Source organism: Ruania albidiflava DSM 18029, assembly GCF_000421225.1.
Taxonomy (GTDB): domain Bacteria; phylum Actinomycetota; class Actinomycetes; order Actinomycetales; family Beutenbergiaceae; genus Ruania; species Ruania albidiflava.
Map to the genome: position 1 here is coordinate 138,852 of NZ_ATWL01000004.1, position 12,241 is coordinate 151,092.

Below are 12,241 nucleotides of genomic sequence, written 5' to 3' on the forward strand. Positions count from 1 at the left end.
GGGTCAGTCGCCGTGCACGACCGGTGAGCCGTCCGGGTTCACCAGCACGGTGACCCCACCCCCGCTCATCGTCCAGACGTAGAGATAGCAGACTCCGGTCTCGGTGTCACGCAGGATCCGCGTGAACTCCCCGATCTGCTTCTCCTCGTGGACGACCTGGAACCGCTTGGTGCTCTCCGTCATCCGGTCAGGCTACTGGTGCCAGGGCCACCGAGCAGGCAACCACACCCCCACGGTCGGTGGACTCGAGGTGTCAGAGCGCGTGCAGGTTGCGTGAGGCCACGGTGACCCGCACCTTGCGGTCGCCGAAGTCGACGATGCTGGCGACGTCACCCTCCAGCGCCACCACGCGGCCCAGGCCGTGCCGGTCGTGGGTGACTCGCTGGCCCACGACGAACGGCTCCGGCGGCGGGGGCGGCACGCGCAGGTTGTTGAAGGGGCTGGTGGCGAGCGGACGTCCTCGGTTGGTGGCCATCACCCCAGCATCCACCACTTCGCGGAGAAAGGCGCTATCGGATCGGGGTCTGACCCGTGATCGGGTGCTGTCCGCCTGGGGACGGCGGTGGACAACGCGGTGGAATGCTGCCCGGGTACGAGCGCTTCGAGAAGGCTGAGCTGTGTACAACTTGCCGCTTGCTGTGGACAGGAGCTGCGCCGTCCGGAGGTTGCCCACAGGGTTACCCACAGTTTCCCGGCGCGACTACACACCGAAGGCTTAGAAGTCCACAGCAACACGCCGTCTAGCTGTGGATGACACGCCCGTAACCCGACACGCCAACACAAAGTGTTGGGGTCTGCCCATCTACGCACCACAAGGTGTAGTGTCTAGGGAGTCAGGGGTTGCCGGGGCACCAGCAGCGGCTCCTATGAATGACATGAATGTAGTTACACCGCGGGAACTCAAGGGCGGGACCCGCACGACGAAGCATTGGAAGGACGCCGATCATGACCATCACCGTCTTCAGCAAGCCGGCCTGTGTGCAGTGCGACGCCACCTACCGGGCGCTGAAGAAGCACGGCCTGGAGTACGAGGTGGTGGACATCTCCACCGACGCCGAGGCACTGGAGTCGGTCAAGGCGCTCGGCTACCAGCAGGCCCCGGTGGTGTTCGCCGGCGGTGACCACTGGTCCGGTTTCCGCCCCGACAAGATCAAGGCGCTCGCGGCCGTCGCCGCCGACTCCCAGGCCGCACTGGCCTGACCCTCCGGCGCCGGAGCGGGCACCAGCTCACGACGGCGTCACTCCAGTTCCATACCGCTCTCACCCCCGTCCGGCGCCAGCAGGGCGGGGCGTGAGCGCACCCACATCGTTTCGTGAAGGCGTGATCGATCGTGACCGGCATCGTGTACTTCTCCTCCGTCTCGGAGAACACGCGCCGTTTCGTGGAGCGGCTGGACCTGCCGGCCGAGCGCATCCCGCTGCGACCCAAGGACGGGCACCTGCGGGTGGACCACCCGTATGTGCTGTTCACCCCCACCTACGGGGGCGGGAACGGCCAGGGGGCCGTCCCCAAGCAGGTGATCAAGTTCCTCAACGACGTCCACAACCGGTCCCTGATCAAGGGTGTGGTGGCGGCGGGGAACACCAACTTCGGTGCGGCCTACTGCCTGGCCGGGCGGATCATCGCCCGCAAGTGCAAGGTGCCGCACCTGTACGACTTCGAGTTACTAGGAACCGCTGAGGACGTCATGCACGTCCGCCAAGGATTGGGGCACACGTGGCTGCAACACTGACCGAGGGTGGCATCGAGACCAGCGCGCCGGAGATGGACTACCACGCGCTGAACGCCATGCTGAACCTGTACGGGCCGAACGGGGAGATCCAGTTCGACAAGGACCGAGAGGCCGCCCGGCAGTACTTCCTGCAGCATGTGAACCAGAACACGGTCTTCTTCCACAACCTCGCCGAGAAGCTCGACTACCTGGTGGAGAACGGCTACTACGAGACCGAGGTGCTGGACAAGTACTCCCGGGAGTTCGTCCACCAGCTCTTCGACCACGCCTATGCGAAGAAGTTCCGGTTCCAGACCTTCCTCGGCGCGTTCAAGTACTACACCTCGTACACGCTGAAGACGTTCGACGGCAAGCGGTACCTGGAGCGCTTCGAGGACCGGGTCTGCATGGTCGCGCTCACCCTGGCCGACGGGGACGAGCAGTTCGCTCTGGACATGGTCGACGAGATCATCTCCGGCCGGTTCCAGCCGGCCACGCCGACGTTCCTGAACTCGGGCAAGAAGCAGCGCGGGGAGCCGGTCTCCTGCTTCCTGCTGCGCATCGAGGACAACATGGAGTCGATCTCCCGGGCGATCAACTCCTCGCTGCAGCTGTCCAAGCGCGGCGGTGGCGTGGCGCTGCTGCTGAGCAACATCCGCGAGTACGGGGCGCCGATCAAGCGGATCGAGAACCAGTCGTCGGGGGTGATCCCGGTGATGAAGCTGCTCGAGGACTCCTTCTCCTACGCCAATCAGCTCGGTGCCCGCCAGGGCGCCGGCGCGGTGTACCTGCATGCCCACCACCCGGACATCCTGCGGTTCCTGGACACCAAGCGGGAGAACGCCGACGAGAAGATCCGGATCAAGACCCTGTCCCTGGGCGTGGTGATCCCGGACATCACCTTCGAGCTGGCGAAGAAGAACGAGGACATGTACCTGTTCTCCCCCTACGACGTGGAGCGCGTCTACGGGGTGCCGTTCGCCGAGATCAACGTCTCGGAGAAGTACCGCGAGCTGGTGGACGACGGCCGGATCAAGAAGAAGAAGATCAAGGCCCGCGAGTTCTTCCAGATCCTCGCGGAGGTGCAGTTCGAGTCCGGCTACCCGTACATCATGTTCGAGGACACGGTGAACCGGGCGAACCCGATCGAGGGCAAGATCACCCACTCCAACCTGTGCTCGGAGATCCTGCAGGTCTCCACCGCATCCACCTACAACGACGACCTGTCGTATGCGCACGTGGGTAAGGACATCTCCTGCAACCTGGGCTCGATGAACATCGCGGCCACGATGGACTCCCCGGACTTCGGCAAGAGCATCGGTGCTGCGATCCGGTCCCTGACGGCGGTCTCGGACCAGACGCACATCTACTCGGTGCCTTCCATCGAGCAGGGCAACAACGACTCCCACGCCATCGGCCTGGGGCAGATGAACCTGCACGGCTACCTCGCCCGGGAGCGGATCTTCTACGGCTCCGAAGAGGGCATCGACTTCACCAACATGTACTTCTACACGGTGCTGTTCCACGCCCTGAGCGAGTCGAACAAGATCGCCATCGAGCGCGGCAAGGCGTTCAAGGGCTTCGCGGAGTCCAGCTACGCCAGCGGGGAGTACTTCGACAAGTACACCGACCAGACCTGGGAACCGGCCACCGACCGGGTCCGGCAGCTGTTCGCCGACGCCGGGGTGCACATCCCCACCCAGGAAGACTGGCGCGAGCTGAAGGCCTCGGTACAGGCGCACGGCATCTACAACCAGAACCTGCAGGCTGTCCCGCCGACGGGGTCGATCTCCTACATCAACAACTCCACCTCCTCGATCCACCCTGTGCCGGCGAAGATCGAGATCCGCAAGGAAGGCAAGATCGGCCGCGTCTACTACCCGGCGCCGTACCTGAGCAACGACAACATCGACTACTTCCAGGACGCCTACGAGATCGGCTACGAGAAGATCATCGACACCTACGCGGCGGCCACCCAGCACGTGGACCAGGGGCTGAGCCTCACCCTGTTCTTCAAGGACACGGTGACCACCCGCGAGGTGAACAAGGCGCAGATCTACGCCTGGCGCAAGGGCATCAAGACCCTGTACTACATCCGGCTCCGTCAGCTTGCCCTGGAAGGCACTGAGGTGGAGGGCTGTGTCAGCTGCATGTTGTGACGCCGCCTCCCTGCTGTACCCACCCCATCTGTATCTGAAGGACTAGGACATGACCGTCTCGGAGAAGCTCCCGCTCGTCAGCCGGGTGCAAGCCATCAACTGGAACCGGATCGAGGACGAGAAGGACGTCGAGGTCTGGAACCGGCTGACCAACAACTTCTGGCTGCCGGAGAAGGTGCCGCTGTCCAACGACATCCAGTCGTGGGCGACGCTGAACGAGGACGAGAAGTGGATGACCACCCGGGTGTTCACCGGGCTGACCATGCTGGACACCATCCAGGGCACCGTCGGTGCGGTCAGCCTCATCCCGGACGCGTTCACCCCGCACGAGGAGGCGGTGTACACCAACATCGCGTTCATGGAGAGCGTGCACGCGAAGTCCTACTCCTCGATCTTCTCCACGCTGATCTCCACCCCGGAGATCGACGAGGCGTTCCGGTGGAGCGAGGAGAACGAGCACCTGCAGCGCAAGGCCGCCATCATCCTGGACTACTACCGGGGCGATGACCCACAGAAGCGCAAGGTCGCCTCCACGATGCTGGAGTCGTTCCTGTTCTACTCCGGCTTCTACGCTCCGATGTACTGGTCCTCCCGGGCGAAGCTGACCAACACCGCGGACCTCATCCGGCTGATCATCCGGGACGAGGCCGTGCACGGGTACTACATCGGCTACAAGTACCAGAAGGGTCTGGAGAAGGAGAGCCCGGCCCGCCGCGAGGAGCTCAAGGACTACACCTTCGGGCTGCTGCTGGACCTGTACGACAACGAGGAGGACTACACCGAGGCCCTCTACGACCCGCTGGGACTCACCGAGGACGTCAAGGCATTCCTGCGCTACAACGCGAACAAGGCGCTGATGAACCTCGGCTACGAAGGCCTCTTCGGCAAGGACCAGACCGCGGTCAACCCGGCGATCCTGTCCTCGCTGTCCCCGAACGCCGACGAGAACCACGACTTCTTCTCCGGCTCCGGCTCCTCCTATGTGATGGGCAAGGCCGAGGACACCGAGGACGAGGACTGGGACTTCTGAGCCGGTCCCCATCCAGCTGACCTGGACCGTGCCCCGGTCGGGTCTGCAGAAGCACCAGCACGACGGCGGAGCCCGGGTGACGTACCTGCGTCACCCGGGCTCCGCCGTCTGTGTGACGTGCGCAGCTCTGCAGCACCAGATTTACGCAACAATAACTAGCACAATTGAAGCAATTATGACATAATTGGAGCGTCGTCTGAGAAGGGAATAGCGTTGCAGTTCGCCAAGGGCCAGATTGTCGTCCACCCCCACCACGGGCCGGCAACGGTCACGAAACTGGCACTTCGAACCGTCGGCGATCAGCGCACCCGCTACCTCACGCTGCGCATCCGCCGGGACGACCTGGAGGTCTCCCTTCCGGTCGAGCGCGCCGAGGAGATCGGCGTGCGCTCCGTGCTCGACACCGAAGGGCTCGAGCGGCTCTTCGAGATCCTCACCGGCCCCGGCCAGGCATTCGACAAGGTCTGGTCGCGACGGATCAAGGACTACACCGAACGGCTGCGGTCCACCGACATCTACACTGTGGCCGCCCTGGTCCGTGACATCATCCGCCAGAACGCGGAGAAGAAGGTCTCCTACGGGGAGATGAACCTGCTCCTGGAGGCCAGGCGGCTGGTCGGCGCGGAGGTGGAGGTCGCCCTGGGCGCCGCCGAAGAGGCGGCCGTGGAGATGATCGAAGCCGCCGTGCTGGAGGGGACCCAGCCCGCCCTGACCGGCGGGGAGCTGGCCCGCGCCAGCTGATCCCGAGCAGGTCGCAAGAATCGGTGCGGCACGTCCGGGCGCGTCAGTGCGCCCGGACGTGCCCACGAGCGCCGGCCCGCACATCTGCCGTGGACCCGACGACCGTACCCGCGAGGCGCGCGAGCTCCTGTCCGCAGCGCACGTTGCGGGCCATCAGGCCTTCTCCTGCCGGATCGGGCTGGTGACTCCGCGGTCGCGGAACCAGCGGATCGGGTCGCCGTCGCCCAGGTCCAGCCCGGCCTGGCGGAGCAGCTGCCGGGCGAGCTGGCGCCGATGGGCCCCGTAGGTGATCACGTGCGTGACCACACTGCTGAGCACGAAGCTCTGCGGCGGGTCGCACAAGGCGTCGATCAACCGGTCGCCCCAGGCGCCCTCCCGGTCGATGCGGCGCACCGCGTCCACCCACCGCGGGCCCACCCTGCTCTGCCGGACCAGGACCGTGGCCGGGTCGTCGCCGTGCTGCTCGGGGAACGGGGCACCCTCGATGGCTGCCAGCCAGACCTCCTTCGTCCGCACGTGATGATCCAGCACCGCGGCGATGGATTCCTCCGGCCCGTCCCACGCGAGCACCCGGAACCCAGGGAGCCGCACCCGCCGGTACTCGACCTCCGGAAGCTCACCGGCGCGGTGGACCAGCGCCGTGGTCTCGTCCAGGTCGTGCTGCACCAGCTGGGCCACCACCTGCAGGCTCGCCCCGGCCGGCTCATGCTCGCTGACCCACAGGTGCATCGGCGGATGGAAGTGGATCCCGTTCGGTGCCGGCAACCAGTGCGCCCGCGCGTTGACCTCCCCAGTCCGCACGCCGCTCGGCGGATACCCGTAGGCGCGCGCGAACGCCCGGGAGAATCCCTCCACCGACTCATAACCAGCGCCGAATGCGACGTCGGTGACCGAGGCGCCCTGCCGCAGCTGCCAGGCGGCCCGCTCCAGCCCCACGCGCCGCCGCAGCGCCACCGGTGGTTCACCGGCCCCATGCCTCAGCTGCCGGCTGAAGTGCCAGGGGGTGGCGAAGGCACCGGCTGCCATGTCGGGCAGGTCGGTGTGCTCCTCATCGAGCACAGCGTCGAGGAGCTCGCGGAGGCGGTCGCGGCCGGGTGTGGTCATGGGCACCAGTGTGACAAGCGGCAGGCCGGGTGCGCCCGACAGTTCTTGCTCAGCTGCGGCCGGCGTGGTCCTCATGCCGGGGCTGCCGCGTATCAACCAGGTGCTGGCCGCTGACCAGCCCGGGCAGCCCTCGCCCGGCTGTGGTCAGCAGCATGAGCAGCACGCTGACCACGGCGAACAGCGAGCCCAGCCACGCCGCACCCGGAATGGCCGTCAACACCCCATAGCCGCCGATCCCGCCGAGAAGGCGCAGCACCCGGGCGACCGGCTGGGGCAGCGGCCCGCTCTGGTACCGCAGCTCCACGGCGAGGTCGCCGATCGTCTGGCCGGTGGCCAGCACGACGACCGCCCACACCACCAGCGCCAGCCCCGCGCCCACCAGCGAGGCCACCCGCCCCTCGCCCATGAGCGCCTCGTTCCCGGTGACGCTCAGCAGGATCTGCACCAGGACGGCCACTCCGGCGACCGTGACGGTGAAGCCCAGCCAGTCGCAGACCATGGCCAACCCTCGGCGACTGCGGGTGACCGGCCGCGGCTGGTCGGCACCGACCACGCGCGCCATCCCGCGGTGCCGGCGCGGCACGATCAGCGCCAGCCCGGACCCGATGATCGCGCCGAGCGTGTTCGTCAGCAGGTCATCGACGTCGAACACCCGGTATGCGCAGGAATACACCCCCCACACGCCGGTCAGCTGGGTGAGCTCGATCAGCAGCGAGGTGCCCAGGCCGGTCAGCAGCGCCACCACGATGCCGCGGCCGCCGAGCACGCGCACGAAGAAGCCGAGCGGCAGGAACAGCACGACGTTCAGCGCCAGCTGCAGCACCGCAGGGTCGGTGAGCAGACTCCCGGGGCCGCCCGCCGCCTCCCGCAGGGTGCCGACGAGCTCGAGCACGTCGAGGTTCGTCCCCGCGCACTGCACCTCCGTGCGGCTCGGCAACGGGAGCAGCGTGTAGGCCCAGAGCGCCCAGAAGTACACCAGAGCAGCGGCCCAGAGGAGCAGGCGTCCGGCACTGAGCCGCCCCCGCCGCCGGTAGCTGAGGGCTACGAACGGTACGAACAGACCCAACCCGACCGCCACACCGGTCACGATCGCGATCACCGCGGGTAGCACCGGACCGGACATGGGTCGAGGTTATCTCCCGCTCAGACCAGCCCGCGGTCGATGGCTTCGGCGAGCACGTCAGCGTGCAGCGCATCGTGCTTGGCCAGCTCGGTGACCGCCTCCGGCGGCGATAGGGGGGTGACCGCCACGACCTGCTCGCCGTCATCCGGGTTCGTGGGCGGGCCGGTCAGCTCCACCTGCGCGACGGCGTAGGCCCAGTAGGCGCGCGGGTGCGGCAGGTGCGGACGGTACGGGGCAGCCAGTCGGCTGATCGCCTCGTGCGCGCCGAACAGCCGGATCTCGCTGCGGAGCTCTGCCCCAGCCTCCTCGGTCAGCTCGCGTGCGGCCAGGTGCGGCACCGGCTCGTCCGGCTCGCGCGTGCCGCCCGGCAGGAACCGCCAGCCCTCCACGCTGCGGCACACCACCACCAGGCCCTCGTCGGTGCGCGCCACCAGGTGCAACCGGGAGACCAGATCCGGCGGCGGCGGTGCGCGGTGGTACTGGATGTCGCAACCGGCGTAGGCCACGTAGGCCGGTCGCATCAATCGCGTCTGCCAGAGCGTCTGCACCCATGCAGCCTATGCCCGCGCACCGGCGGTACTGGCAGCCGCACCTGGTGACGCCCGTCTGAGGTACAGGAAGGGGACGGAGGCACTCCTCAGGTACCTCAGACCGCTCCGACAACCTCCGACGGCGGGGCAGCCGGTCAGCGCAGCTCCACCGGGCCGTCCGGTCCTTGCACCGTGGCCACGATCGCCACCTGCGTGGCGGGCACCACCTCGAGCTCCACCTCCAGTGCGGCGTACTTGGCCGCCAGCGCCGCCGGCTCCGGGTGCTCGATCCGCAGCCCGAGTAGCTCCACGGTCGGCAGGTCGCCCAGACCAGGCTGGGTGGTGGCGCCCCAGTCGATGAGGAACGGCACTGCCGGGTCCGGATCCCGGTCCTCGCCACGGGTGAGCCGCCACTGGAGCAGCTCACCGGCAGGCGTGCGCCGAGACAGCGGGCGGATCTCGCCCAGGGACACGCCTGCCTGGGCGGCCCGCGCCGCCGCGGCTACGAAGTCGCCGGGGTGGATGGCGAAGGTGGCCACTGCCGGGGTGGTGCGGCTGGCGATGCCGAACGTGCTGATCGCGCTGGCCGGAGTGTCGCCGTGCGGGTCCGGGCCGATCACCTCCAGGTAGTGCGGGACCCGTTGCCCGCCGCGGGTGAAGGCGATCAGCGCGTTCGCAGTCCCGGTCGGGTGCGTGCCGCCCGGGGCCGCGCGCACCCCAGTGCCTACCTCGACAGCGTCGACCGCCTCGGCCAGGTCCGGTCCGGCGAAGATGATGTGGTCGAGCACGTCTGGCACGCTGGTGCTGGTGCTGGTGCTGGTGCTGGTGCTGGTGCTGGTGCTGGTGCTGGTGCTGGTGCTGGTCATGGCAGGGGTCCTCAGTTCTCATCCTCAGTTCTCGACGGCGGAACCCCGGTGGGCAGCAGCAGGCCCAAGAGGCGGGGTGGGGAAGTCGGGCCAGGGGGCCAACGGCACCAGGTCCCCGACCCGCACCGGCGCGCCGGCCTGCGTGAACGCCGCCCAGGCGGTGGCGCGCAGCTCCTCGTCGGTGAGCACATCGGCGACAGTGCGCGCCAGACCGATGGCAGAGTCCACGATCCCGCGCCGGCCTTCCGGGGTCAGGGTGGAGTCGGCCCGCTCCCGGGAGTGCCCGGGGATGTCCGGGTCGCCGATCGCCACCGTCGGCTGGATGGTGGGGACGAGGTGGGAGAGGTTGCCGATGTCGCTCGAGCCTGGGCTGTCTGCCTCCCAGCGCACAGGCAGCACCTCGCGCCGGTCGGCTAGGTTCTGCGCGTACCGCTGCGCGAGCGGTTCGTTGATCCGGTGCGGCAGGTAGATCGGCTCGGCGTCCCAGGTCACGTCCACTGCCACCCCGGCGGTCAGCGCCGCTCCCCGGAACGCCGCCTCGACCCGCTCGGAGAGCGCCAGCAGGCCGTCGATGCTGCGCGAGCGCAGGAAGAACTCCAGCACCGCCCGTTCGGGCACGATGTTCGGCCGGGTGCCGCCCTCCAGGGACACCCCGTGCACCCGGTCCGTGGTCGGGATGTGCTGGCGCAGCTGGGCAATGGCCTGGTAGGCGGTGACCACACCATCCAAGGCATTGCGCCCCAGGTGCGGGTTGGCAGCAGCGTGCGCGGTGCGCCCGGTGAACGTGGCCACCGCCTGGCGCTTTGCAGCGGACGGCCCTGCCGCGACGTCGAGTGCACCCGGGTGCACCATCACCGCGGCGTCGAAGCCCTCGAGCACACCGGCCTGGATGAGCAGCTCCTTGCCGCCGCCACCCTCCTCTGCCGGAGTGCCGACCAAGGTGACGCCCCCCGGCAGGTGAGCATCGCCGTCGAACAGGGGAGCCAGGGCGAGGAACGCGCCCAGCGAGGACGCTGCGATCACGTTGTGCCCACAGCCGTGCCCCACCCCGGGCAGGGCGTCGTACTCGGCGGTGATCACCGCTTGCGGCCCGGACTTCCGGGTGCCTAGCTGGGCGGTGAAGGCGGTGGGGATGCCACCGGCGCCCCGCTCGGTCGTGATGCCGGCCTCGGCTAGTGCGGCTGTGAACGCCTCCAGGGCGTAGAACTCCTGGTAGCCGAGCTCAGGGTGAGCGTGCAGGTCCCGGGAGAATGCGTCCAGCTGCTCGGCGAGGAGCTCGACGCGCTCGCGGATGCGTTCGGCGCGGGCGACCGCAGGGGTGGTGGTCATGCTGCGACCGTAGGAGCCCGTCGACCACGGTGCCGGAGTTGGACTGCCAGTCCCAACCCGTGAGATCAGCGATGGTCCGCGCGCCCGCGCGGACGCACAGCGCAGAGTCGGCCCGCGCCGGTAGTCAGTCCAGCTGGCGGTAGCCGATACCGCGTGCCGCCAGCCGGGGCAGGTGCTGCTGCAACCGCTGGCGGAAGTCCTCCCAGCTGGTGCGGTGCCCCCACGCGACCTCGCTGAGGGCGCACAGGCGTGGGAACAGCATGTACTCCAGGTGCTCGCTGGTGGGCACGTACTCCCGCCACAGCTGTCCCTGCACGCCGAGCAGCAGGTCGCGTTGCTCCTGGCTGGCGCCGGCGGGCAGCTCCTGGGTGCGGTACACGTCCTCGAGCGTGGACCGACCCCCGAGCGCCAGCGGCTCGTGCTCGGGGTCGGCCTGGTAGTGGTCCAGGTACAGCGTGTCCGAGCAGGCGTACACGCAGCGCAGTCCATGCTGCTCGGCGTCGGTGACGTCCTTACCACGTCGCCACAGCATCGTGATGGCGTCTGCTGGCGGTTCCGCCTCGAGGATCTCGTCCCAGCCGACCAGGGTGCGCCCCGCAGCCGAGAGCACCTCGCGAGCCACCTTCAGGAACTCCCGCTGGATCTGCCGCTCGGTGGACAGCCCGTGGGCGGCCATGAACTCCTGCGCCACCGGCGAGCTGCGCCACTCCACGGTCGGGCACTCGTCCCCGCCGACGTGGATCCACTCGCTGGGGAAGATGTCCACCACCTGGGTGAGCACGTCCCGCACGAAGCGGAACGCCGTCTCGGTCGGTGCCAGCACATGCTCGGAGATGCCCCAGGTCTCGCGGACCCGGACCGGCTGGTCGAGGTTGCCGAGCTCGGGGTAGGCGGCGACTGCCGCCTGCATGTGCCCCGGCAGGTCGATCTCGGGCACCAGGGTCACACCGCGGTCCGCGCCGTAGCGCACCAGTGCCCGCAGCTCCTCCTGGGTGTAGTGCCCGCTGTGCGGCTCGGTGGTCCACTGCGGCTCGCCACCGGAGTTCTCGGCGCTGCGGTGGTGCCCGGCGAGCGTGCGCGGGCGGGTGGAGCCCACCTCGGTCAGCCGCGGCCAGCCGTCGATCTCCACCCGCCAGCCCTGGTCGTCGGTCAGGTGCAGGTGCAGCCGGTTCATCCGGTGCAGGGCGAGCGCGTCGATGAGCTTCTCCAGCTCGGCCACCGGGGTGAAGTACCGGGCGCAGTCCACCATCAGACCGCGCCAGGCATGGCGCGGCTCGTCCTCGACGACGACGCCGGGCACCGTGGTGCGCCCGTCCTCGTCGGTCGTGGCGTGGTCGAGCAGCTGGGTCCAGGTCGCGCGTCCGTTGCGCAGCCCGGCCTCGCTGCCCGCCGCGAGCGTGGCGCCCTCAGCAGTCACAGTCAACCGGTAGGCCTCCGGCGCGAGGGCGGTGGTGAGCTGTTCGCTCAGCGCCGTGGCGACGTCGCTGGTGGTCAGGGCGGAGTCGGAGGGGTGGAGCAGGCGGGGCTGCGGCACGATAGCGGGCAGAGCGGTGTCGGACACGGGTCTCCTTGGTTGCGACGGCGCTGGATGCCTGGCCGCTCAGTATGCCGGAGCGGGCTGCGGGCACTGTGCCCCTCCCGTGGCCG

The 12,241-nt window shown here is 68.6% G+C and carries 13 protein-coding genes; 5 read left to right on the forward strand and 8 right to left on the reverse strand.

Annotated elements, in window-relative coordinates; all coding sequences use genetic code 11:
• Positions 1-3 precede the first annotated feature (3 nt).
• Both K338_RS0106785 and K338_RS0106790 read right to left on the reverse strand, forming a co-directional pair.
• On the reverse strand, positions 4-183 hold the full coding sequence (locus K338_RS0106785) for a DUF6440 family protein (RefSeq protein ID WP_022917425.1): 180 nt from the start codon (positions 181-183) through the stop codon (positions 4-6).
• A 70-nt stretch (positions 184-253) separates the two neighbouring features.
• Positions 254-475, reverse strand: a complete 222-nt coding sequence (locus K338_RS0106790) for a hypothetical protein (protein ID WP_027286523.1) — start codon at positions 473-475, stop codon at positions 254-256.
• A 470-nt stretch (positions 476-945) separates the two neighbouring features.
• Between K338_RS0106790 and nrdH the strand changes: the two genes are divergently transcribed.
• The 5 genes from nrdH to K338_RS0106815 all read left to right on the forward strand — a co-directional run bounded on the left by nrdH (position 946) and on the right by K338_RS0106815 (position 5,642).
• Positions 946-1,200 carry a glutaredoxin-like protein NrdH gene (gene nrdH / locus K338_RS0106795; RefSeq protein ID WP_022917427.1) on the forward strand — a complete coding sequence of 85 codons (255 nt, stop codon included), beginning with the start codon at positions 946-948 and terminating at the stop codon, positions 1,198-1,200.
• 131 nt (positions 1,201-1,331) lie between these two features.
• Positions 1,332-1,733 carry a class Ib ribonucleoside-diphosphate reductase assembly flavoprotein NrdI gene (gene nrdI, locus K338_RS0106800; RefSeq protein ID WP_022917428.1) on the forward strand — a complete coding sequence of 134 codons (402 nt, stop codon included), beginning with the start codon at positions 1,332-1,334 and terminating at the stop codon, positions 1,731-1,733.
• 32 nt (positions 1,734-1,765) lie between these two features.
• Positions 1,766-3,871, forward strand: a complete 2,106-nt coding sequence (gene nrdE / locus K338_RS0106805) for a class 1b ribonucleoside-diphosphate reductase subunit alpha (protein WP_084480733.1) — start codon at positions 1,766-1,768, stop codon at positions 3,869-3,871.
• A gap of 49 nt (positions 3,872-3,920) precedes the next feature.
• On the forward strand, positions 3,921-4,901 hold the full coding sequence (gene nrdF, locus K338_RS0106810) for a class 1b ribonucleoside-diphosphate reductase subunit beta (protein ID WP_022917430.1): 981 nt from the start codon (positions 3,921-3,923) through the stop codon (positions 4,899-4,901).
• A 213-nt stretch (positions 4,902-5,114) separates the two neighbouring features.
• Positions 5,115-5,642, forward strand: coding sequence for a CarD family transcriptional regulator (locus K338_RS0106815; RefSeq protein WP_022917431.1), 528 nt, complete (start codon positions 5,115-5,117; stop codon positions 5,640-5,642).
• A gap of 153 nt (positions 5,643-5,795) precedes the next feature.
• On the opposite strand, the gene K338_RS0106820 is transcribed toward K338_RS0106815, so the two are convergent.
• The 6 genes from K338_RS0106820 to K338_RS0106845 form a co-directional block, all read right to left on the reverse strand.
• A complete protein-coding gene (locus K338_RS0106820) occupies positions 5,796-6,746 on the reverse strand; it encodes a helix-turn-helix domain-containing protein (protein ID WP_022917432.1) in 951 nt (316 codons plus the stop codon).
• A 49-nt stretch (positions 6,747-6,795) separates the two neighbouring features.
• Positions 6,796-7,869: a VanZ family protein gene (locus K338_RS0106825; RefSeq protein WP_022917433.1), complete on the reverse strand. Its 1,074-nt coding sequence runs from the start codon at positions 7,867-7,869 to the stop codon at positions 6,796-6,798.
• Positions 7,870-7,889: 20 nt separating this feature from the next.
• Positions 7,890-8,417, reverse strand: coding sequence for an NUDIX domain-containing protein (locus K338_RS0106830; RefSeq protein ID WP_157612277.1), 528 nt, complete (start codon positions 8,415-8,417; stop codon positions 7,890-7,892).
• A gap of 137 nt (positions 8,418-8,554) precedes the next feature.
• Positions 8,555-9,265, reverse strand: a complete 711-nt coding sequence (locus tag K338_RS0106835) for a VOC family protein (protein WP_022917435.1) — start codon at positions 9,263-9,265, stop codon at positions 8,555-8,557.
• 24 nt (positions 9,266-9,289) lie between these two features.
• Positions 9,290-10,594, reverse strand: coding sequence for a M20 family metallopeptidase (locus tag K338_RS20975; protein WP_022917436.1), 1,305 nt, complete (start codon positions 10,592-10,594; stop codon positions 9,290-9,292).
• Between the two features lie 124 nt (positions 10,595-10,718).
• Positions 10,719-12,155 carry a beta-N-acetylhexosaminidase gene (locus K338_RS0106845; RefSeq protein WP_022917437.1) on the reverse strand — a complete coding sequence of 479 codons (1,437 nt, stop codon included), beginning with the start codon at positions 12,153-12,155 and terminating at the stop codon, positions 10,719-10,721.
• Between the last annotated feature and the right edge of the window lie 86 nt (positions 12,156-12,241).

Coding starts and splice junctions, on each gene's coding strand:
- K338_RS0106785 (WP_022917425.1), bottom strand. CDS start 183: ATGACGGAGAGCACCAAGCGGTTCCAGGTCGTCCACGAGGAGAAGCAG.
- K338_RS0106790 (WP_027286523.1), bottom strand. CDS start 475: ATGGCCACCAACCGAGGACGTCCGCTCGCCACCAGCCCCTTCAACAAC.
- nrdH (WP_022917427.1), top strand. CDS start 946: ATGACCATCACCGTCTTCAGCAAGCCGGCCTGTGTGCAGTGCGACGCC.
- nrdE (WP_084480733.1), top strand. CDS start 1,766: ATGGACTACCACGCGCTGAACGCCATGCTGAACCTGTACGGGCCGAAC.
- nrdF (WP_022917430.1), top strand. CDS start 3,921: ATGACCGTCTCGGAGAAGCTCCCGCTCGTCAGCCGGGTGCAAGCCATC.
- K338_RS0106820 (WP_022917432.1), bottom strand. CDS start 6,746: ATGACCACACCCGGCCGCGACCGCCTCCGCGAGCTCCTCGACGCTGTG.
- K338_RS0106825 (WP_022917433.1), bottom strand. CDS start 7,869: ATGTCCGGTCCGGTGCTACCCGCGGTGATCGCGATCGTGACCGGTGTG.
- K338_RS0106835 (WP_022917435.1), bottom strand. CDS start 9,265: ATGACCAGCACCAGCACCAGCACCAGCACCAGCACCAGCACCAGCACC.
- K338_RS20975 (WP_022917436.1), bottom strand. CDS start 10,594: ATGACCACCACCCCTGCGGTCGCCCGCGCCGAACGCATCCGCGAGCGC.